At 72.2% G+C, this 21387-nt stretch carries 20 protein-coding genes; 10 read left to right on the top strand and 10 right to left on the bottom strand.

All coding sequences use genetic code 11. The annotated features are described in order from the left end of the window. Window positions 1-42 precede the first annotated feature (42 nt). The 6 genes from hflX to miaA form a co-directional block, all read right to left on the bottom strand. A complete protein-coding gene (gene hflX / locus AB0G59_RS12565; protein ID WP_360910775.1) occupies window positions 43-1545 on the bottom strand; it encodes a GTPase HflX in 1503 nt (500 codons plus the stop codon). Window positions 1546-1682: 137 nt separating this feature from the next. Continuing rightward, window positions 1683-3155 (bottom strand): M1 family metallopeptidase, encoded by a 1473-nt coding sequence (locus AB0G59_RS12570; protein ID WP_360910777.1) that lies wholly within the window; start codon window positions 3153-3155, stop codon window positions 1683-1685. A gap of 126 nt (window positions 3156-3281) precedes the next feature. Next, window positions 3282-5414: an HD domain-containing protein gene (locus tag AB0G59_RS12575; RefSeq protein ID WP_360910779.1), complete on the bottom strand. Its 2133-nt coding sequence runs from the start codon at window positions 5412-5414 to the stop codon at window positions 3282-3284. Between the two features lie 168 nt (window positions 5415-5582). Next, window positions 5583-6473, bottom strand: coding sequence for a diaminopimelate epimerase (dapF, locus tag AB0G59_RS12580; RefSeq protein ID WP_360910781.1), 891 nt, complete (start codon window positions 6471-6473; stop codon window positions 5583-5585). Between the two features lie 52 nt (window positions 6474-6525). Continuing rightward, a complete protein-coding gene (locus tag AB0G59_RS12585; protein ID WP_360910859.1) occupies window positions 6526-7002 on the bottom strand; it encodes a hypothetical protein in 477 nt (158 codons plus the stop codon). Window positions 7003-7109: 107 nt separating this feature from the next. Further along, a complete protein-coding gene (gene miaA / locus AB0G59_RS12590) occupies window positions 7110-8048 on the bottom strand; it encodes a tRNA (adenosine(37)-N6)-dimethylallyltransferase MiaA (RefSeq protein ID WP_360910783.1) in 939 nt (312 codons plus the stop codon). Window positions 8049-8339: 291 nt separating this feature from the next. On the opposite strand from miaA, the gene AB0G59_RS12595 reads away from it, so the two are divergent. Both AB0G59_RS12595 and AB0G59_RS12600 read left to right on the top strand, forming a co-directional pair. Beyond that, entirely contained in the window at window positions 8340-8477 is a 138-nt protein-coding gene (locus AB0G59_RS12595) for a hypothetical protein (RefSeq protein WP_360910785.1), read from the top strand. Between the two features lie 32 nt (window positions 8478-8509). Further along, on the top strand, window positions 8510-8755 hold the full coding sequence (locus tag AB0G59_RS12600; protein ID WP_360910787.1) for an antitoxin: 246 nt from the start codon (window positions 8510-8512) through the stop codon (window positions 8753-8755). A gap of 188 nt (window positions 8756-8943) precedes the next feature. Here AB0G59_RS12600 and AB0G59_RS12605 read toward each other — a convergent pair whose 3' ends face one another. After that, entirely contained in the window at window positions 8944-9654 is a 711-nt protein-coding gene (locus AB0G59_RS12605; protein WP_360910789.1) for a class III extradiol dioxygenase subunit B-like domain-containing protein, read from the bottom strand. Window positions 9655-9746: 92 nt separating this feature from the next. Continuing rightward, the gene (miaB, locus tag AB0G59_RS12610; protein ID WP_360910791.1) at window positions 9747-11240 is read right to left on the bottom strand and encodes a tRNA (N6-isopentenyl adenosine(37)-C2)-methylthiotransferase MiaB; all 1494 of its coding nucleotides are present in this window, start codon (window positions 11238-11240) and stop codon (window positions 9747-9749) included. A gap of 167 nt (window positions 11241-11407) precedes the next feature. On the opposite strand from miaB, the gene AB0G59_RS12615 reads away from it, so the two are divergent. Continuing rightward, entirely contained in the window at window positions 11408-12406 is a 999-nt protein-coding gene (locus AB0G59_RS12615) for a TAXI family TRAP transporter solute-binding subunit (RefSeq protein ID WP_360910793.1), read from the top strand. Window positions 12407-12427: 21 nt separating this feature from the next. Here AB0G59_RS12615 and AB0G59_RS12620 read toward each other — a convergent pair whose 3' ends face one another. Together AB0G59_RS12620 and AB0G59_RS12625 are read right to left on the bottom strand one after the other, a co-directional pair. Beyond that, on the bottom strand, window positions 12428-13852 hold the full coding sequence (locus AB0G59_RS12620; RefSeq protein WP_360910795.1) for a HAMP domain-containing sensor histidine kinase: 1425 nt from the start codon (window positions 13850-13852) through the stop codon (window positions 12428-12430). Between the two features lie 15 nt (window positions 13853-13867). After that, window positions 13868-14572, bottom strand: a complete 705-nt coding sequence (locus AB0G59_RS12625; RefSeq protein ID WP_360910797.1) for a response regulator transcription factor — start codon at window positions 14570-14572, stop codon at window positions 13868-13870. 255 nt (window positions 14573-14827) lie between these two features. Between AB0G59_RS12625 and AB0G59_RS12630 the strand changes: the two genes are divergently transcribed. The 7 genes from AB0G59_RS12630 to AB0G59_RS12660 all read left to right on the top strand — a co-directional run bounded on the left by AB0G59_RS12630 (window position 14828) and on the right by AB0G59_RS12660 (window position 21359). Further along, on the top strand, window positions 14828-15604 hold the full coding sequence (locus AB0G59_RS12630; protein ID WP_071963014.1) for an amino acid ABC transporter ATP-binding protein: 777 nt from the start codon (window positions 14828-14830) through the stop codon (window positions 15602-15604). A 137-nt stretch (window positions 15605-15741) separates the two neighbouring features. Then, window positions 15742-16665 (top strand): glutamate ABC transporter substrate-binding protein, encoded by a 924-nt coding sequence (locus tag AB0G59_RS12635; protein WP_360910799.1) that lies wholly within the window; start codon window positions 15742-15744, stop codon window positions 16663-16665. Between the two features lie 48 nt (window positions 16666-16713). Next, window positions 16714-17364 (top strand): amino acid ABC transporter permease, encoded by a 651-nt coding sequence (locus AB0G59_RS12640; protein ID WP_360910801.1) that lies wholly within the window; start codon window positions 16714-16716, stop codon window positions 17362-17364. Continuing rightward, the gene (locus AB0G59_RS12645; protein ID WP_360910804.1) at window positions 17361-18254 is read left to right on the top strand and encodes an amino acid ABC transporter permease; all 894 of its coding nucleotides are present in this window, start codon (window positions 17361-17363) and stop codon (window positions 18252-18254) included. Before AB0G59_RS12640 ends, AB0G59_RS12645 begins: the two co-directional genes overlap by 4 nt. A 235-nt stretch (window positions 18255-18489) precedes the next feature. Continuing rightward, window positions 18490-20226 (top strand): FAD-dependent monooxygenase, encoded by a 1737-nt coding sequence (locus tag AB0G59_RS12650; RefSeq protein WP_360910806.1) that lies wholly within the window; start codon window positions 18490-18492, stop codon window positions 20224-20226. A 192-nt stretch (window positions 20227-20418) separates the two neighbouring features. After that, on the top strand, window positions 20419-20988 hold the full coding sequence (locus AB0G59_RS12655; protein WP_360910808.1) for a cysteine dioxygenase: 570 nt from the start codon (window positions 20419-20421) through the stop codon (window positions 20986-20988). Beyond that, the gene (locus tag AB0G59_RS12660; protein ID WP_360910810.1) at window positions 20985-21359 is read left to right on the top strand and encodes a rhodanese-like domain-containing protein; all 375 of its coding nucleotides are present in this window, start codon (window positions 20985-20987) and stop codon (window positions 21357-21359) included. Before AB0G59_RS12655 ends, AB0G59_RS12660 begins: the two co-directional genes overlap by 4 nt. Window positions 21360-21387 lie beyond the last annotated feature (28 nt).

A 21387-nucleotide genomic window follows, 5' to 3' on the forward strand; every position in this document is an offset into this window, starting at 1 on the left:
CCCGCCCCGACGACGTCGGGGCGGGCCTTCGCGTGCGTACGGTCAGGAACGGACCGCCGGTGCGTACCGCTGGAGCTCCGCCGCGAGCTCCTCGTGCACCCGGGCCTTGATCAGCGTGCCCTCCGGGGTGTGCTCCTCGGAGATCATCTCGCCGTCGGCGTGGGCCCGCGCGACCAGGGCACCGTGCGTGTACGGCACGAGCGCCTCGATCTCCACGGCAGGCCGCGGCAGCTCGGCGTCGATCAGGGCCAGCAGCTCCTCGATGCCCGCGCCGGTCCGCGCGGACACCGCGATCGAGTGCTTCTCGATGCGCAGCAGCCGCTGCAGCACGAGCGGGTCGGCCGCGTCCGCCTTGTTGATCACCACGATCTCGGGCACGTCCAGCGCGCCCACATCGCGGATCACCTCGCGCACGGCGGCCAGCTGCTCCTCCGGCGCCGGGTGCGAGCCGTCCACCACGTGCAGGATCAGGTCGGAGTCGCCGACCTCCTCCATGGTGGAGCGGAACGCCTCGACGAGGTGGTGCGGCAGGTGCCGGACGAAACCGACGGTGTCGGCGAGGGTGTAGAGCCGCCCGGAGGGCGTCTCGGCCCGGCGCACGGTCGGGTCGAGGGTGGCGAACAGGGAGTTCTCCACCAGCACGCCCGCGCCGGTGAGCCGGTTGAGCAGCGAGGACTTTCCGGCGTTGGTGTAGCCGGCGATGGCCACCGACGGGACCTTGTTCCGACGGCGCTCCTGGCGCTTGATGTCGCGGCCGGTCTTCATCTCCGCGATCTCCCGGCGCATCTTCGCCATCTTCTCGCGGATCCGTCGCCGGTCCGTCTCGATCTTGGTCTCACCGGGGCCACGCGTGGCCATGCCGCCGCCGGACGAACCGGAGCCACCGCCACCCATCTGCCGGGACAGCGACTGACCCCAGCCGCGCAGCCGGGGCAGCATGTACTGCATCTGGGCCAGCGAGACCTGGGCCTTGCCCTCGCGGGACTTGGCGTGCTGGGCGAAGATGTCGAGGATCAGGGCGGTCCGGTCGACCACCTTGACCTTGACGACGTCCTCGAGGTGGATGAGCTGGCCGGGGCTGAGCTCACCGTCGCACACGACGGTGTCGGCGCCGGTCTCCAGGACGATGTCCCGCAGCTCCTGGGCCTTGCCCGAGCCGATGTAGGTCGCCGGGTCCGGCTTGTCGCGCCGCTGGACGACACCGTCGAGCACCATGGCGCCCGCGGTCTCGGCCAGCGCGGCCAGCTCCGCGAGGGAGTTCTCGGCGTCCTGCACGGAACCGGAGGTCCAGACGCCCACCAGCACCACGCGCTCCAGGCGCAGCTGCCGGTACTCGACCTCGGTGACGTCCTCCAGCTCGGTGGACAGTCCCGCTACGCGTCGCAGGGCCGCGCGCTCGGAGCGGTCGTACTGGTCGCCGTCGCGCTCCCCGTCGATCTCGTGGCTCCAGGCGACGTCCTCTTCCATCAGGGCGTCGGCCCGAAGGCTCTCCGGGAGGCTCTGCCGGTCCTGCCGGTCCTGGGGAAGGGAAGAAGAGGAGGTCATTTGATCCTTACGTCGTGGGTACGTGCCTGCCCCCGCGCCGGGGGCCCTCAGGGTCGACAACGTCCGGCGCGCCCCGGAGATTCCCGGGGCCGGCGGCCTCGCCGACCCGTCGATCGTCCCACGCCCGTGCCGTGTCGTCACGCGGGTTTCGCGGCGGTCTTCCAGTCGGGGTGCCCGGGCATCGGCGGGGTCTTCTGCCCGTACAGCCAGGGCCTGAGGAACGCCGACTGGTCCTGGCCGGAGACCTCGGTGGCGAGGGCGACGAAGTCGGCGGTGGACGCCGTGGAGTCGCGGTGCCGCTGGACCCACGCGCGTTCCAGCCGGTCGAAGGCGGGGGCTCCGATCCGCTGGCGGAGGGCGTAGAGGACGAGTGCGCCGCCGTCGTAGACGACCGGCCGGAAGATGCTGATCTTCTTGCCGGGGACGGGCTTGATCGGGGCGGCGGGCGGGCCGCCGTCGGCACGCATCCGGTCGGAGAGCTCGTAGGCGGCGCGCATGCGGTCCACCAGTTTCCGGCCGGACCTCTCCTCCGCGTACTGCGCCTCGTACCAGGTGGCGTGGCCTTCGTTGAGCCACAGGTCGGACCACACCCGCGGGCTGACGCTGTCACCGAACCACTGGTGCGACAGCTCGTGGACCATCACGGACTCGATGTACCAGGCGGGGAAGCCGGCCTTGGTGAAGATGTCGCGCTCGAAGAGGGACAGGGTCTGGGTCTCGAGTTCGAAGCCGGTGGAGGCGTCGGCGATGAGCACGCCGTAGCTCTCGAAGGGGTAGGACCCCACCTTCTTCTCCATCCACGCGACGTGGTCCGGCGTCCTGGCCGTCCACCGCTCCAGCTCCTTCTGGTCCGCGGCCGGCACCACGTCCCGCAGCTTGAGCCCGCCCGGCCCGCTGCGCTCGGGTACGGCGGAGCGGCCGATGGCGACCTGCGCGAGCTCGGTGGCCATCGGGTGGAGCGTCCGGTACGTCCAGGTGGTGTTCTCCCCCGAGGTCTCGCGGCCGGCGGACAGCCCGTTGGCGACGACGGTCAGCTCCTTGGGGGCGGTCACCCGGAAGGTGAACATCGCCTTGTCGGAGGGGTGGTCGCTGCCGGGGAAGACGCGGTGGCCGGCGTCGGCCTGGTTGGCCATGACCAGCCCGTCGCTGGTGGCCACCCAGCCGCCTTCGCCCTCGCCCCGCGGATCGCTGGTGTGGCGGACGGTGACGGTGAACGACCCTCCGGACGGCACGGCCCGCGCCGGCGTGACGACCACGTCCTCGCCGGCCGCGACGAACTGTGCCGCGGCGCCGTTGACCTCGATCGCGCTGATCGTGCCGTGGGTGAAGTCCAGGTTGAACCGCTCCAGGGGGGCGGTGGCCCGGGCGACGATTCTGGTCACGGCGTCGAGCGGCTGGTTGTTGGCGCGGTAGCCGAAGGAGATGTCGTAGGCGGCGATGTCGTAGCCGGGGTTGCCGAGGTGCGGGAAGAGCCGGTCGCCGACCCCGAGCGCCCCGGGGACCGGCGGTGCGGCGGCCCCGAGGACAAGGGAGGCTGCTGCGACGACGAGGGCGGCCCGGCGGCGCGCGGACCGCCGGCGCCGGGAGGAACGCTCCGGTGAGTGCGACATGCGTCCACCGCTATCAGCGCCCGGCCGCCGACCGGTGGCGGCGCGGCGCCGTCCCACCCGTACGAGCGTCTCGGATGGTGGTACGAGTGTCGTATCACCCGTACGTGCAAGGAGCGCCCCGCGCGGTCACAGGGGCGCCGGGGCCACCGATCGTCCCGCCCGCGCGACGTCGTAGACCCCCGGCACCCGGCGCATCGCCCGCATCAGCTCCGGCAACCGGCCCACGTCCGGCAGCTGAAGGGTGTACGTGTGGCGCACCCGCTGCTCGTGCGGCGGCTCGACGGCGGCGGAGACGACGGCGGCGCCCGCGGCCGCGATGACCTCGGTGAGGTCGGCGAGCAGGTGCGGGCGGCTGAACGACTCGGCCCGCAGGGTGACCCGGTAGTCGCCGGTGCCCGCGCCGTCCGGGCTGCTGCGCCAGTGCACCTCCACCGGCTTGCGGCCCGAGGTGACCATCCGGTCCACCACGGGGCACGGGGCGCGGTGCACGGTCACCGTGCCCCCGCGCACGGTGAAGCCGGTGACCTCGTCGGGCGGTACGGGCGTACAGCAGCCGGCCAGTCGCACGCTCGGGGCCACCGGGCCGCCGCCCCCGGCGACGACGGCGACCGGCCCGACCCCGGCCGCCGCGACGGTCCGGGGGGCGGACCTCGGGGGGCCGGGGGCGGTGGGAGCGGGCGGTGCGGGGGCGGCGGGCTCCTGCGGATGGGTCGCCAGCCAGCGGCCGATGGCGATGCGGGCCGCAGGCGTACGGGCGTGCTCGAGCCAGTCGGGCGACGGCCCGGAGGCGGCGTCGGCGGACATCAGCAGGTGCAGGGTGTCGCCGTCGCGCAGAACGGTGCTGAGGGTGGCCAGCCGGCCGTTGACGCGCGCGCCGATGCAGTGGTGCGCGCCCTCGCCGTACTGGGCGTACGCCGCGTCGACGCAGCTGGAGCCCGCCGGCAGGCCGATGGTGCCGCCGTCGGCGCGGAAGACGGTCACCTCGCGGTCCTGGGCCAGCTCGTCGCGCAGGGACGTCCAGAAGGTGTCGGGGTCGGGTGTGGCGCGCTGCCACTCCAGCAGCCGGGAGAGCCAGCCGGGGCGGGTGGGGTCAGCACGCTCGCCGTCGGGGGCGTCGGGCGCCTCGGGGGCGGCGTAGGGGTTGCCGAGGGCGATGACGCCGGCTTCGGCGACGCGGTGCATCTGGTGTGTGCGGATGAGGACTTCGGCGACCTGCCCGCCCTCACCGGCGATGGCGGTGTGCAGGGACTGGTAGAGGTTGAACTTCGGTACGGCGATGAAGTCCTTGAACTCCGAGATGAACGGCGTGAAGCAGGTGTGCAGTTCGCCGAGGACCGCGTAGCAGTCGGCGTCCTCCCCCACCAGGACGAGCAGCCTGCCCAGGTCCGAGCCGGTCAGTTCGCCGCGCTTGAGGCGCACCCGGTGCACGGAGACGAAGTGCCGTCGGCGGACGATGACTTCGCCGGCGATGCCCGCCTCGCGCAGGACCGCCCGTACGCTCGCCGCCGTCGCCTCCAGCGGGTCGGGGCGGCCGGCGTGGGCGAGGACGAAGTCGCGGGTGCGCGTGTACTCCTCGGGGTGGAGGATCGCGAAGACCAGGTCCTCCAGCTCGGTCTTGAGCGCCTGGACGCCCAGCCGCTCGGCGAGCGGGATCAGCACATCGCGGGTGACCTTGGCGATCCGGGCCTGTTTCTCGGGGCGCATGACGGTGAGGGTGCGCATGTTGTGCAGCCGGTCGGCGAGCTTGATGGACATCACGCGGACGTCGTTGCCGGTGGCGACGAGCATCTTGCGGAAGGTCTCGGGCTCGGCGGCGGTGCCGTAGTCGACCTTCTCCAGTTTGGTGACGCCGTCGACCAGGAAGCGCACCTCCTCGCCGAACTGCTCCCGCACTTGATCGAGCGTCACCTCGGTGTCCTCGACGGTGTCGTGCAGCAGTGAGGCGGTCAAGGTGGTGGTCTCGGCGCCCAGTTCGGCGAGGATCAGGGTGACGGCGAGGGGGTGGGTGATGTACGGCTCGCCGCTCTTGCGCGTCTGGCCGCGGTGGGAGGACTCGGCGAGGACGTAGGCCCGGTGCAGGATGTCGAGATCGGCGCCGGGGTGATGGGCGCGGTGGACCTTGGCGACGTGGTCGATGGCATCAGGGAGCCGGCCGCGGGCCCCGGAGCCGCTGAGCGCCGCACGCCCGAGCCGTCTCAGGTCGATGCGACGGCCGCGCCTGCGGCCGGGAGCACCGGTGTTCGTGGCCTCTGCGCTCATGGGCACCTCCGGCAGCGTCGACCGGTGGTCGGCTCACGCCTCCAGACCGGTGCTTGATGCTACCGAGCCCATCACGCACCGCTCACCCCCTCTCGCCCAGAGTGAAACGGATCACCCATTCGAGGGAGCCCGTTGGGTGTGTCGGGACGGTGCGGGCGCGCGGGGGTGTCAGGCGGTGGCCGTGGCGAACCAGGAGGCGTCGATGACGCCCTCGGCGACGATGACGGCCGCTCCGGTCATCTCGATCTCGCCGTCCGGGGTCTCGCTGATGACCAGTCGCCCGCCGGGCAGGTCGACGGTGTACGTGACGGGGTGGCCGAGGACGGCCGGGTCGGCGCCGTCCCGCCGGGCGGCCGCCACCATGACGGCGCAGGCGCCCGTTCCACAGGAACGGGTCTCGCCGGAGCCGCGCTCGTGGACGCGCAGGGCGACGTGGCGCGGGCCGCGGTCGACGACGAACTCGACGTTCGTGCCGTCCGGGTAGGCGCCGGCGGGGCTGACGGCGGGGGCGGTGAGCAGGTTTCCGGCGTCGGCCAGGTCGGCCACGAAGGAGACGGCGTGGGGGTTGCCCATGTTGACGTTGCGCGCGGGCCAGCTGCGCTCGCCGACGGTGACGGTGACCTCGCCCTCGGGGAGCACGGCCCGGCCCATGCCCACGGTGATCTCGCCCGGCTCGCCGTCGGGGCCGGCCTTGGCGATGTGGGCGCGGCGGATGCCGGCGCGGGTGGCGATCGCGACGTCGCCCTCCCCGGCGAGGCCCGCCCGCTGGAGGTAGTGCGCGAAGACGCGGACGCCGTTGCCGCACATCTCCGCGATGCTGCCGTCGCCGTTGCGGTAGTCCATGAACCACTCGGCCTCGGCGGCCATGGCCCGCGCCTCGGGGTGCGCGGCGGAGCGCACGACGCGCAGCACGCCGTCCGCGCCGATGCCGGCCCGCCGGTCGCACAGCCGCGCGACGGCGGCAGGGGACAGCTCGATCCGGCCGTCGTGGTCGGGGATGATCACGAAGTCGTTCTCGGTGCCGTGACCCTTGAGGAAGGCGATCTGCGCGGTGCTCACCCTTCGATGGTACGGGTGAGCTGTGACAACGCCTTCCGCGGGCCCCGGGGGCTCAGCGCAGGCGGGCCACGCGCCAGACGGCGAGGACGACCACGACGATCACGACGGCCGTGTACGCGGCGACGTACCGCCAGTCGGGGCGGCGCCCGGAGCCGCGCGGCGGCAGGCCGGGCCAGGTGTAGCCCACGCGGCGGGCCGCCATGACGCCCCAGCCCGCGGCGCAGCAGCTGATGAGCAGGCCGAGCATGGCGACGACGGGGCCGCCGTCCCCGAACTCGAAGGCGAGGGGGAAGGCGAACATGAGGGAGCCGATGGCGGCGAGCATGACGATCGGGGCGAGCTGCCAGGCGCGCAGCCTGCGCTGGGGGCGCAGCTCGCGGAACGACGCGGGCGCCGTGGCGTCGGCCGTGGTCCCCTCGGTGTCGTCGGGCCCGTCCGGGCTCAGGCCCACCGGTTCCGTCCCGGCCGCCGCGGGGAGGTGCCCCCTGCGCGGCGGCTGCTGCGGTCTGTCACGAGGGCCGGCCTCCATCGCCACGCGCCCTCCCAACCCGGACTTCACGGCTCGATCGAAGCTCGATGATGGCACGCCAGAGGATGCCTGCACGGCACACGGAGCGTCCCGATGCCATCACGTGATCAGGCTGTAATCGCCCGTTCGACCAACGCCAGCGCTCGGCCGGGCAGTTCCCCCCGCTGGTCGGCCGCTCCGCTCAGCCAGTGCACGCGCGAATCCCTGCGGAACCACGAGTCCTGACGGCGCGCGAACCTCTTGGTGGCCCGGACCGTCTCGGCCCGGGCGGCCTCCTCGGTGCACTCCCCCGCGAGGAAGTCGAGCACCTGCTGGTAGCCGAGTGCGCGCGATGCCGTGCGCCCGTCGCGCAGCCCTTCGCGCTCCAGCGCGCGGACCTCGTCGACGAGCCCCTCCTCCCACATGCGGTCGACCCGGAGGGTGATCCGCTCGTCGAGCTCGGGGCGCTCGACGTCCACGCCGATCTGCAGGGCGTCGTACACCGGCTCCTCCCCGGGCAGGTTGGCGGTGAAGGGGCGGCCGGTGAGCTCGATGACCTCCAGGGCGCGCACGATGCGCCGGCCGTTGCCCGGCAGGATCGCGCGGGCGGCGTCCGGATCGGCGGCGGCGAGGCGGGCGTGCAGCGCCCCGGGCCCCTGCTCGGCCAGCTCGGCCTCCAGCCGGGCCCGTACGACCGGGTCGGTGCCGGGGAAGTCCATGGCGTCGATGGTGCCCTTGATGTAGAGCCCGGAGCCTCCGACGAGCACCGGGGTGCGGCCCTCGGCGAGCAGCCGGTCGATCTCCGCCCGGGCCAGCCGCTGGTACTCGGCGACGCTCGCGGCCTCCGTGACGTCCCAGATGTCGAGCAGATGGTGGGGCACGCCCTGGCGCTCCGCCATCGTGAGCTTGGCGGTGCCGATGTCCATGCCTCTGTAGAGCTGCATGGAGTCGGCGTTGACGACCTCGCCGCCCAGGTGCTGGGCGAGGGCGACGCCGAGATCGGACTTGCCGGCTGCGGTGGGGCCGACGACGGCGATGACCCGAGGTGCGGGAGCTGCGTTTCTCACCTGATCAGTGTCCCAAACCTCGGGCGTGCCCCACGAACGAGCGACGTGACGCGACGCCGACGGGTTCGTTGCCTGTTGCGAGGTTCCGAGAGCCGGTTCGCGGACCGGTGTCCGCAAGCGGCGCCATGGGACGCCCCGGACGACGCGGGATTTCGCTCACACCAGTAAGGTAATGGAGTAGATATGGGCGTGTTTTCAAGGATTCTCCGTAGGTCGTCCTCGACGTCAACGGAAGAGGCCGCGACTGCCACTCAGACGGCGGAATCCACCGACGCTGCCGAGACGGCCGAGGTGAAGCCGGAGGAGGAGGCGGCCGAGGCCAAGGCCGAGGACACCGCGGACGAGGCGGCTGAGGGAGTCGACATCCCCAAGCAGCAGTCCGCGGAGAAGGCGGCCGACAGCGAGGCCGGTGAGGGCGCCCGCAAGTAAGTTTTGGCAAGGTAGGACGAGGGGCGGTCACCATGGGCCTGTTGGACAATCTCAAGGCCAAGCTCGGCCCGCTGAAGGGCAAGGTCGGCGACCTCGCGCAGCAGCACGAGGGCAAGATCGAACACGGGCTGGAGAAGGCCGCGCAGGTGGTCGATTCAAAGACCAAGGGCAAGTACAGCAGCCAGATCCGGACCGGCACGGGCAAGGCCAAGGACGCGCTCGGCCGGCTCGCCGAGAAGGACGGCAAGGGCGGCGGTACGAGCTCCGGGACTCCGTGACGCCTCGTCCTGACCCCTCGCCGGCGACCGGCCGTGGAGCCCGCTCCACGGCCGTCGCCGTGCCGGGTCGGCGGAGCCCGTAGGCCGGCCTTCGGGCCGGCCCCGCGTCTCCGGACGGCTCATGCGGCCGGCCCGCGCTCCGTTCGGCGGCTGCCGTTCCCGTCGCGGCCGACTGTGATGCGTTGCGTCTACGACCAGCCGGCGACGAAGTACCCGACCCCGTAGGGCGCGTCCTCGTACAGCAGCTGCCCGCGCAGCCCGGCGCCCTCGCCCGCGCCCGCCAGCACCTGCCAGGGAGCCCGTCCGGCGACCTTCAGTCCGTGGGCCAGCTCCACGTCCAGCGCGGCCAGCGCGGCGGTGTCGGCGGCGCCCAGCGCCCGCGCCGCCCCGGCGTCGAAGGGCTCGGCCCGCTCGTCGAGGTAGCCCGGAGCCTTCACCGTGCGGCAGGCACTGCCGTCGCCCATCACCAGGAACGCGACCCGCCCGGCCGCGCCGGCCAGCTCCCGCCCGGAGGCCAGGCAGCGCTCGGCCTCCAGTTCCTCCCCGACGCCCAGGCCCTCGACGGGCGCCGCCGCCCAGCCCGTGCGCTGCAGCAGCCAGGCCGCGACGGCCAGGGACTGCGGCAGTTCGCGTTCGCCTGCGGGATCGCCCTGCCCGAGCCGTACGTCGACGTCCACGCCGAGGCCGCGGAAGGATCCGGGGGCGCCCTGCGGATAGGTGCCGCGGGCCGTCGGCCCGGCGGGGCCCAGGACGACCAGCCGGTCGGGGCGGGCGGCCGCCAGTACGGCCACGGCGTCGAGACAGGCGGCCCGCAGGGCGTCCAGTTCGGGTGCGGCCCCGGCGGCCACCTCGGGCACGAGCAGGGGCGGGCAGGGGCATACGGCAGCGGCGACGAGCATGGCGCGAACGATACGCCCCGCCGTGCGCCCGCTGCTTGAGCGGGCCCGCGGCGGGGCGGAGGTTCGGCCGGCTCGCGCCGGCCGGAGCGACGTCAGTCGCCGCAGCAGCCCTGGGCGGCCGGGGCGGGAGTCGGCGCGGGCGCGCCGATCGTCGGGATGCCGAGCATGACGCCGGCGGGCTTGGCGGCCGCCGCGGCGGTGCGCTTCTCCCACGCGTCGCCCGCGCGCGTGCGGCGCACGGCCTTGGCCTGGCCCTCGGCGAGCAGGTGGTGCGGGGCGGCGTAGGTGATCTCGACGGTCACCACGTCACCCGGGCGGACCGGCTCGTCGGGCTGGGTGAAGTGCACGAGGCGGTTGTCGGGGGCGCGGCCCGACAGACGCCGCGTGGCGCCGTCCTTGCGGCCCTCGCCCTCGGCGACCATGACGTCCAGGGTGCGGCCGACCTGCTTCTTGTTCTCGTCCCAGGAGATCTCCTCCTGGAGGGCCACCAGACGCTCGTAGCGCGCCTGCACGACCTCCTTGGGGATCTGGCCCTCCATGGTCGCGGCCGGGGTGCCGGGGCGCTTGGAGTACTGGAACGTGAAGGCGTTCGCGAAGCGTGCTTCGCGGACCACATGCATGGTCTGCTCGAAGTCCTCCTCGGTCTCGCCGGGGAAGCCCACGATGATGTCGGTGGAGATGGCGGCGTCCGGCATGGCGGCGCGCACCTTCTCGATGATGCCCAGGAAGCGCTCCTGGCGATACGAGCGGCGCATCGCCTTGAGGACCGTGTCCGAGCCGGACTGCAGCGGCATGTGCAGCTGGTGCATCACGTTCGGCGTCTCGGCCATCGCGGCGATCACGTCGTCGGTGAAGTCGCGCGGGTGGGGCGAGGTGAAGCGGACGCGCTCCAGGCCCTCGACCTGGCCGCAGGCGCGCAGCAGCTTGGAGAACGCCTCGCGGTCGCCCATGTCGGAGCCGTAGGCGTTGACGTTCTGGCCGAGCAGGGTGATCTCGCTGACGCCCTCGGCGACGAGCGCCTCGACCTCGGCGAGGATGTCGCCCGGGCGGCGGTCCTTCTCCTTGCCGCGCAGCGCGGGGACGATGCAGAAGGTACAGGTGTTGTTGCAGCCGACGGAGATGGAGACCCAGGCCGCGTACGCGCTCTCGCGCCGCGTCGGCAGCGTCGAGGGGAACGCCTCGAGCGACTCGGCGATCTCGACCTGCGCCTCTTCCTGGATGCGGGCGCGCTCCAGCAGGACCGGCAGCTTGCCGATGTTGTGCGTGCCGAAGACGACGTCGACCCAGGGGGCCCGCTTGACGATCGTGTCGCGGTCCTTCTGGGCGAGGCAGCCGCCGACGGCGATCTGCATACCGGGCCGCTTCGTCTTCATCGGGGCCAGCCGGCCGAGGTTGCCGTACAGCTTGTTGTCGGCGTTCTCCCGCACCGCGCAGGTGTTGAAGACGACGACGTCGGCGTCACCCTCGGCGTGGCCTTCGGGGGCGCGGACATAGCCCGCGTCCTCCAGGAGGCCGGACAGCCGCTCGGAGTCATGGACGTTCATCTGGCACCCGTAGGTGCGCACCTCGTAGGTCTTCGCACTCATCTCAATCGACCAGGGTACGTGGTCGTCCGGACACCCCGCCTCCTCCTTCTTCCCGCCCTCCCCCGCACCCCTCCTCATGGCCTCCCACCCGCGCTGCCCGCGTGCTCACCGTCACGCTCGCGCGGGAAGCCTGGTCCGCGGCGGAGCGGGCTGGCAGGATCCCGCCCATGGCCCCCCGACTCCCGAGCCCCGGAAGGCGCCGCACCGCACGGGCGGGCGCGGCGGCCGCCGCCGTGCTCGCGCTGCTCATGTGGTGGCTGCTGCCGATGGACGGGGGCCCCTCGCCCAGTGGCCGGATATCGGTGGCCACGGGGGTGCCGAGCGGGGTGTACGCGAAGTACGGAGACCTCCTCAAGGAGGACCTGGCGCAGGACCTGCCGGCCCTGGACGTACGGCTGCGGCGCAGCCAGGGGTCGCTGGACAATCTGCGGCAGCTCACGGGCGGCAGGGCCGACTTCACCCTGGCCACCGCGGACGCGGTGGCCACCTATCGCGAGAGCCGGGAACCGGGCGCGGAGCGGCTGCGCGCGTGTGCGCGGCTGTACGACGACTACATGCAGCTGGTGGTGCGCAAGGACTCGCCCGTCCGGTCGGCGCGGGACCTCAAGGGGCTGCGGGTCGGGGTGGGTGCGGACGGTTCGGGCGTGCAGCTGATCACCAGGCGGCTGATGAAGGCCGCCGGGCTGGACTTCGACGCGGACGTCACAGCGGTGCGGGTCGGCATCGACCGGATGCCGGGACTGCTGGAGGAGGGCGAGATCGACGCCTTCTTCTGGTCCGGGGGGCTGCCCACCAATGCCGTGCAGTCCCTGGGACGGCGGCTGCCGATCCGGCTCGTCCAGCTCGGCGACCTGATCGGACCCCTGCACGCCATGGGCGAGGAGGCCCGTTTCTACCGGGCGGCGATGATGCCGGCGGACGCCTATCCGGAGCTGCGTGCCACCGACGTCGTCAAGACGATCGCGGTCGCCAATCTCCTGGTCACCCTGGACGACACCGACTCCGATCTCACGGAGAGCATCACCCGCACGGTCATAAGGAGTCGCGACCGCATCGGCACCCGGGTGCACGCCGCACAGAAAGTGGACCTCCGCACGGCCATCTTCACCAACCCGCTGCCGCTGCACGCGGGTGCGCGCCGCTATTACGTGTCGGTCAAGCCCTAAACGTGTTTTCGGGGGCGAAAGTCAGCCGGTGTCGTGCCGGGCGGCCGGTGTTCCGTCGCGCGGTACGGCGATCGTCGCGCGCAGGCCGGTGGGCTCGTTCGGTTCGTAGGTGAGCGTGGCGCCCGACGCGGCGAGCAGGGCCCGCGAGATGGACAGGCCGAGGCCGGAGCCGGAGACGTTCTGGTGGCGGCCGCTGCGCCAGAAGCGGTCGCCGATGCGGGTGAGCTCCTCCTCCGTCAGACCGGGGCCGCCGTCGGCGACGGCGATGTGGACGCGGTCGCCGACCACCTCGACGGTGACCTCGACGCGGGCGTGCTCGGGCGTGAACTTCAGCGCGTTGTCCACGACCGCGTCCAGGGCGCTGGAGAGGGCGATGGGGTCGGCCCAGCCGGTCGCGGCGGACGGTCCCCGGTAGGTGAGGGGGACGCCCTCGCGGTCGGCGACGGGGGACCAGGCGCCCACCCGGTCGGTGACGATCTCGGCTATGTCGGTGAGCTGCGGATCGCCGGCGTCGTGTTCGGCCAGCGCCAGGTCCAGCAGGTCGTCCAGCACCCGGGCCAGCCGCTTGCCCTCGGCCTGGACGGAGGTGACCTCCTCGTGCCCGTCGGGGAGGTCCAGGGCCAGCAGGTCGATGCGCAGCAGCAGGGCGGAGAGCGGATTGCGCAGTTGGTGCGAGGCGTCGGCGACGAAGGCCCGCTGCTGCTCCAGGACGTTCTCGACGTTGTCGGCCATCTCGTTGAAGGAGCGCGCGAGGCGGCGCAGCTCGGGCGGCCCGCTGTCGGCGACGACGCGCGAGTTCATCCGGCCGGTGGCTATGTCGTGGGCCGCGACGTCGAGGGTGCGTACGGGGCGGAGCACCCAGCCGGTGAGGCGGAAGGCCGCCAGGACGGCGACCAGCATGGCCGCGGTCTCGCCGGCCGCGAGCAGCAGCCATTCGTGCAGGATGCGGGAGCGCAGCTGCCCGGTGGGCGATTCGGTGACGACGACCGCGACGACGTCACCGTCACGGATGACGGGCGAGGCCACGGTCAGGCGGCTGCGCAGCCAGGGCCAGACCTGGCCGGGGTCGCGGCTGCGGCGCCCCGCGAGGGCCTCCTGGAAGGCGCGCTTGCTCTCCCCTTCCAGCGGGACGGTCCACTGGGCGGGGGCGAGGGCCATGGGCTGGCCGTTGCGGTAGAAGATGCCCACCCGTATGCCGTAGAGGTCCTCGTACCGGGCGAGCTCGGAGCGCAGGGTGATCAGGCGTCCGTCCGCCTCGTCGGCCGGTTCGAAGGGCCGGGCGGTGACGTACTGGGCGAGGGAGGCGAAGCGGGCGGTGTCGTCGATGCGGTCGACGACGACCTCCTGCTGTTGCACGGTGGCCATGCCGGCGGCGAGCGGGAAGCCCAGGGCCAGCAGGACGCCCGCCATGAGGACGAGCAGCAGCGGAAGGAGTCGGGTGCGCACAGGCTCGTACGGCCCTCACACCGGGAGGACAATTTTGTAGCCGACGCCGCGGACCGTCTCGATGAGCGCGGGCATCCGCAGCTTGGAGCGGAGCGAGGCGATGTGCACCTCGAGAGTGCGCCCGGTCCCCTCCCAACTGGTCTGCCACACCTCGCTGATGATCTGTTCGCGGCGGAAGACCACGCCGGGGCGCTGCGCGAGCAGCGCCAGCAGGTCAAACTCCTTGCGGGTGAGCGGGACGGCGTTGCCGTCCACGCAGACCTTGCGGTTGGGGACCTCGATGGTCAGGGGCCCCAGGAACAGGGCGTGCGGACCGGCGGCGTCCTGCGACGGTCCCGGTGCGCTCTCGGAGTGCGGCGTGCGCCGGGCGACGGCGTGGATGCGGGCGAGCAGCTCCCCCGTGTCGTAGGGCTTGACGACGTAGTCGTCGGCTCCGAGGTTGAGGCCGTGGATCTTCGAGCGGGTGTCGGAGCGGGCGGTCACCATGATCACGGGGGTGGCGGTGCGCTTGCGTATCTTGCCGCAGACCTCGAAGCCGTCCTGGTCGGGCAGTCCGAGGTCGAGCAGCACGACACCGAAGGGCGCGCCCTCGTCCGGCAGCAGCGCGTGCAGGGCCTCCTCGCCGCTGCGGGCGTGGGTGACGTCGAACCCGTGCCGGGCCAGCACGGCCGACAGGGCTGCGGCGACATGGTCGTCGTCCTCCACGAGCAGCAGTCTCATCGGCCCCCTCCGGGCGCAGGTACGGCAACACCGCATCCACGCCGATGGAGGCCGGGCGCGTCAAGGGGTTCCAGCCCTTCGGAGGCCTTCCGTTATGCAGCCGGTACGCCCGCGCGACGTGTGCGCGGCTGTTGACGCAGAGTGTCCGTTTGAGGCCGGATCGTTATGCTCAATTTCAGCTCAGATGTAATGACGCTGGTCGTTGCGGCTCATTAGGGTCCTCTCCAATCGAGGAGGACGGAGCGAGGAACGCCGATGAGCGAGGTATCGGTGACCAAGGACGTGGCGCCCGCCGCGGACGCACTGGTCGTCCTGAACAAGGTCAACAAACACTTCGGCGCGCTGCATGTGCTCCAGGACATCGACCTGACGATCGCCCGCGGCGAGGTCGTGGTCGTCATCGGGCCGTCGGGGTCCGGCAAGTCGACGCTGTGCCGCACGATCAACCGGCTGGAGACGACGGATACGGGTTCGATCACCATCGACGGAAAGCCGCTGCCCCAGGAGGGCAAGGAGCTGGCGCGCCTGCGCGCGGACGTCGGGATGGTCTTCCAGTCCTTCAATCTCTTCGCGCACAAGACCGTGCTGGAGAACGTGACGCTGGGGCAGGTGAAGGTCCGCAAGAAGGACCGCAAGGAGGCCGAGACCAAGGCCCGGGAGCTGCTCGACCGGGTCGGGGTGGGCGCGCAGGCGGACAAGTACCCCGCGCAGCTCTCCGGCGGCCAGCAGCAGCGGGTGGCGATCGCCCGCGCGCTGGCCATGGACCCGAAGGTCATGCTCTTCGACGAGCCGACCTCGGCGCTCGACCCGGAGATGATCAATGAGGTGCTGGAGGTCATGCAGCAGCTCGCCCGGGACGGCATGACGATGGTCGTCGTCACCCACGAGATGGGCTTCGCGCGTTCCGCCGCGAACCGTGTCGTCTTCATGGCGGACGGCCGGATCGTCGAAGAGGCCCGGCCGGACCAGTTCTTCAACAACCCGCGCAGCGACCGGGCCAAGGACTTCCTGTCGAAGATCCTGCACCACTGATCCGGCCGGAGTGAGGGGCCGGCCCGCTCGGCCCGCCCCCTTTGACACCCGCCGCTTCTTCACCGCTTCTTCACCGCTGCTTTCCCCCGCTACCCGACGCCCCGCAGACGCAGGCGCAGACGCAAAGGATGTTCCTCATGAAGCTCCGCAACACCGCTGCGGCGGCCGCCGTGGTGCTGGCGCTCGCCGCGACCGCGACCGCCTGCGGCAAGTCCGGCAGCCCCGACGACGCCAAGGACGGCGACAAGGCCAGCGGCGGTACGTCGGCGGCCGCGCTCCCGCAGTGGAAGGTGAACACCGCCGCCGACGTCAAGGACTCGCCCGTCTTCGAGAAGATCAAGGGCAAGGAGATCACGATCGGCACCAAGGCCGATCAGCCCGGCCTCGGTTACGAGAACCCCGGCACCAAGAAGCGCACCGGCTTCGACGTGGAGATCGCCCGCATGATCGCGGCCGACCTCGGCTTCGACGAGGCGCACATCAAGTTCAAGACCGTGCCCTCCGAGGCGCGTGAGACGCAGATCGCCAGCGGCGGCGTCGACCTGTACGTCGGCACGTACACGATCAACGACGAGCGCAAGAAGCAGGTCGGCTTCGCCGGCCCGTACTACGAGGCCGGCCAGGACCTGCTCGTCAAGGCGGACAGCACCATCAAGGGCCCCGAGGGCCTCAAGGGCAAGAAGGTCTGCTCGGCCACCGGTTCCACGCCGCTCAAGCGGATCAAGGAGCCCAAGTACGACGTCGCCGAGGCCAAGGCCCAGCAGGGCTACCAGCTGTGCGTGCAGGACCTGGTCAACGGATCGGTCGACGCGGTCACCACGGACGACTCGATCCTCAAGGGCTACGCGGCCGAGAACCAGGGCGCCCTGAAGGTCGTCGGCAACCCCTTCTCCAAGGAGCCGTACGGCATCGGCCTGAAGAAGGAGGACGCCGCGCTGCGCGAGGCGGTCAACAAGGCCATCGAGGCGCACGTGCAGAACGGCGACTGGAAGAAGGCCTACGACGCGACGCTGGGCAAGTCCGGCAGCTCCGCGACCCCGCCCGCCGTCCAGCGCTACTGACCGGCGATCGGTGCCGCATGACCGCCACGCGATTCCCGGAGAAATGACTTGAACGTTCTGTCGGACAACTTCGCGATGTTCCGCGAAGGTTTCCTCGGCACCGTCGAACTGACGGCGCTCAGCGCGCTGCTCGCCCTGGTGCTGGGCACCCTCGTCGCGGCGTTCCGCGTCTCTCCGGTGCCCGCGCTGCGCGCCTTCGGCACCGCATGGGTGACGCTGCTGCGCAATACCCCGCTGGTGCTGCTGTTCCTGGCCGTCACCCTGGGGCTGCCGGCGCTCGGCCTGAAGGGCTGGGACTCCTTCTGGCTCGCCGTGATGGCCCTGGGGTGCTACACCTCGGCATTCATCTGCGAGGCCATCAGGTCCGGCATCAACACCGTGCCGGTGGGCCAGGCGGAGGCGGCCCGCTCCATCGGGATGACCTTCAACCAGACCCTGGGCCAGATAATCCTGCCGCAGGCCGCCCGGACGGCGATACCGCCCATCGGCAGCCTGATGATCGCACTGGCCAAGAACACGGCGATCGCCTCGGGCTTCAACGTCACCGAGCTCGGTTCGGTGCAGAAGACCCTCAACGCGGCGTCGGGCTACGACATTTACGTGATCTTCCTGTGGATCGCGGCCTGCTACATCATCATCACGTTCACGATCAGCGGCCTCTTCCGGCTGCTGGAGAACCGTCTGGCGGTGGCCCGATGAGCGGCAGCGTCCTCTACGACGTCCCCGGCCCCCGGGCACGGACCCGCAACCGGGTCTACGGCGTCCTCTCCATAGCCGCCATCGTCGGCCTGCTCGCCTTCATCGTCTACAAGCTGGACGACACCGGTCAGTTCCAGGCCGGGCTGTGGGACGACTACGAGTACGCGGACACCCAGCAGCGGATCGTCGACGGCCTGCTGACGACGCTGAAGACCTTCGCCATCGCGGCGGTCCTCTCCCTGGTGCTGGGCACGGTGCTGGCCACGGCCAGGCTCTCCGACCACAAGCCCGTGCGGTGGGCGGCCACGGTGGCCGTGGAGTTCTTCCGGGCCATGCCGCTGCTCATCATGATCTTCCTGCTGTACGCGGCGGTGTTCACCTCCGACCCCATGTGGGCGCTGGTGATCGGCCTGACGCTCTACAACGGCTCGGTGCAGGCGGAGATCTTCCGCTCCGGCATCAAGGCCGTGCCCAAGGGGCAGAGCGAGGCGGCGTACGCCATCGGACTGCGCAAGACGCAGGTGATGACGAGCGTCCTCGTGCCGCAGGCGGTCCGGTCGATGCTGCCGTCGATCATCAGCCAGCTCGTGGTGACCCTGAAGGACACCTCGCTCGGATTCATCATCCTGTACGAGGAGCTGCTGTTCGTCGGCAAGGCGTTCGCCCAGCAGACCCCGCCCGTGAACGGCGTCTACGCCTTCATTCCGATGGTGATCGTCTTCGGTTCGATCTACATCCTGCTGTGCCTGGCGTTGTCCTCGCTCGCCACCTGGGTCGAACGGCGCACGAAGCGCTCGCGCAAGGGCACCCCTCCCCCGATGGACACCACCGCGGTGCTCACGGGCGACCCGGCGCACGGAACGCCCCCAGGAGGCTCCGGCGCGAACTGATCCAAGGTCCGCCGCCACCACCGTGCATGACGCCCCGTCGGCCCTCAGGGCCGGCGGGGCGCACGCGTCCGGCGCGCCGTGGCAAGGCCGCTGATCGCTTGACGCAAGCACCGGCAATGGGTTGCATACGTTCTGTGATCGCGCATTTTCCCCCTGCCAGTCCCCGTACGTCCCGTAAGCACCACGCGCGCGAGGCGTCCGCCGCCGTCCGCCCCGGGGACGGGGGAGCCGTGCCGTGGACCCGGTGATCGTCGTCGGGGCCGGCCCGGTCGGACTCACCCTGGCCCTGGCCCTGGCCCGGTACGAGGTGCCGGTCACCGTTCTGGACGAGGCGCCGCCCGAGAGCCTGGGGCAGGAGGACCGCCGCCTGGCGCGCACGGCGGTGCTGCGGCCGGAGACCGCCGCCCTGCTGGAGCGGCTGGGGTGTGCCACGACCGAGGGCACCCGGTGGACGGGCTGGCGCACGATGCGGCGCCGCGCCGAGGTGGCACGGGTCCGCTTCGCCGCACCACCCGGCAGCGTGAAGGCCGAGGAGGAAGAGGAGCCCGGGGCACTGGAGGAGCCCGGGACCGAGGGGGACTCCGGCGTCACGGGAGCAGAACCGTCTCCCCTCCATCTGCCCCAGCACGCCCTGACCCGGGAGCTGCGTGCCGCGCTCGGCGACGAGGCGGACGTCCGGATCATCCAGGACAGCCGGCTGACCGTCCTGAAGCAGGACTCTTCCGGCGTCACCGCGCACACCAGCGGCGAGAACGGCACGGTCTGGCGCGCGAGTTACCTGGTCGGCTGCGACGGCGCCCGCTCCGTCGTGCGCAAACTGCTGGGCGCGCGCTTCCCCGGCCGTACGGCCGTCGAACGGTACGCGGTCGCCGCCCTGCGCACCGAACTGCCGTGGCCGGGCGAAGCCCTGCTGCACCGGTCGCCGCCGCGCGGCGGTGAGGTGACGGCCCGTCCGCTTCCGGACGGGGTGTGGCGGCTCGACTGGCTGCTGCCGCCCGACGGCCAGCTGGTCACCCCCGACGCCCTCCTCGCGCGGGTGCGCGACGCGCTGTCCCTGTGGTGCGGGGAGGTACCGGCGTACGACCTGCTGGACACCGGCGTGCACGCCGTGCACCACCGCCTAGCGCGCCGCTGGCGCAGCGGTCGCGCCTTCCTCGCCGGGGATGCCGCCCATCTGCTCGGGGCGCTGGGCACACAGGCTCTCGACGAGGGGCTGCGGGACGCGGAGAACCTCGCCTGGAAGCTCGCTCTGGCCTGGCATCACGGCGCCTCGGACGTACTGCTCGACAGCTATCAGGCCGAGCGGCGGGAGGCGGTCGCGGCCCGGCTGCGCGCCGCCGACCGGACCCTGCCGACCGTGCGCGGGGAGAGTGGCTGGCGCACCGTCCGGCGCACCGTGCTGCCGGGCGCGGCGCGCGGCCACGACCTGCTGCTGACCGATGGTCACTTGGGGCGCGGGCTGCTGGGCGCGCCGTGCGTCCACTCCCGTACGCCCCTGGCGCCGGCCGCGCCGCCCGCCGGTTCGGTGCTGGTGGGTACGGCGGTGGGAGCGCCGGTCGTCGATGTGCCGGTGACGGCGCCGGACGGGTCGGAGACGCGGCTGCGCGACCGGCTGGGCGGTGAGCTGCTGGTGGTGCTCGTCGCGCCGGGTACGGGCGTGTGGGAGCGGCGGCACTGGCTGGGCGCCGGGCTCATGCCCCGGCTGGCGGCCGCCGTCTCGGCGCTGCCCATGCGGGCGGAGCTCCTGGTGACGGAGGGGTACCCGGGGGCGGACGCCCACACGGTGCTGGTGGTGCGACCGGACGGTCATCTGGTGGCGGCCCTCGCGGGGGTGCGGCCGGCGGAGCTGTACGCCTGTGCGGACGCGGCGCGGGGCGGGGCGACGGCGGCCACGGCCACGGCTGCGGCTGCGGCTGCGGAGGGCGAGGGGCACCCCCGGACCGCCAACAGTGAGGCTACGGCCAACCGTTGACCGGCCCGGATCGTCATGGTTCACTCCGAGCGTGACTGACAGCGGCGCTCGTTTCTGGCGGAGGGTCCACCTGGACCTCCTCCGCTATGCGGGCTGCGTCTGTCGTCCGTCCTGTTGATCCGCTTCCTTCACCGCGCGGCCGTGCGTCGAACGCCCCGCGCGCTCCTTCGCGATCATCCAGGACGGTTCTCCGTGTCTTCCCCCGTGCATGCCTCCGCCCCTTCTTCCGTCGTCCCAGCCACGGCGTCTTCGGCTCCCGGCGCTCCGGGCGCTCCTTCGGAGGCCGATCTCCTCGACTTCGTCCGCCGGACGGCGGCCGACGACCGGCTCGTCGGCTCGCTCCCCCTCGATCCGCAGGGCCGTACCTGGATCCGGCTGGAGGGACCGAGCGGCAGTGAGGCATGGCTGATCAGCTGGCCGCCGGGCAGTGGCACCGGCTGGCACGACCACGGCGGCTCGCACGGTGCCTTCGCCGCGGCCGCCGGCCACCTCACCGAGCAGTCGCTCGCCGCGCGGCTGCCCACCGAGGGCTGGACGCTGCTGGAGCTGACGGACGGCATCGACCGCGAACGGCAGCTGACGGACGGTGCCGGCCGCGCCTTCGGTCCGCACCATGTGCACCAGGTCTTCAACGGCTCGACGGAGCGGCACGCGGTGTCCGTGCACGCCTACTACCCGCCGCTGCCGATGATGCGGCGCTACAGCCGAAGCGGCCTGGTGCTGCGGCTGGAGCAGGTCGAGTGGCCGCAGGAGTGGGCATGAGGGTCGAGGAACTGCTGGCCGCCGCCCGCGCGGGCCTCGACCGGCTCGGCCCCGCCGAGGCGGCCGACGTCCAGGCCTCCGGCGGGCTGCTGGTCGACATTCGTTACGCGGCGCTGCGGGAGCGCGACGGGACGATCCCGGGGGCGCTCGTGGTGGAGCGCAACGAGCTGGAATGGCGCCTGGACCCGGCCTGCGACCATCGCGCGGCACAGGCCACCGGCCATGATCTGCGGGTGGTCGTGATCTGCGACGAGGGCTATGCGTCGTCGCTGGCGGCGGCGTCCCTGCGGCAGCTGGGGCTGGACCGCGCGACGGACCTGGTGGGCGGCTTCCAGGCCTGGCGGGCGGCGGGGCTGCCGGTGCGGACCTGAGGTCCGGCGGCTCCCCGCTTCACCCGTC

This window comes from Streptomyces sp. NPDC021096 (genome assembly GCF_040641275.1).
Lineage (GTDB): Bacteria > Actinomycetota > Actinomycetes > Streptomycetales > Streptomycetaceae > Streptomyces.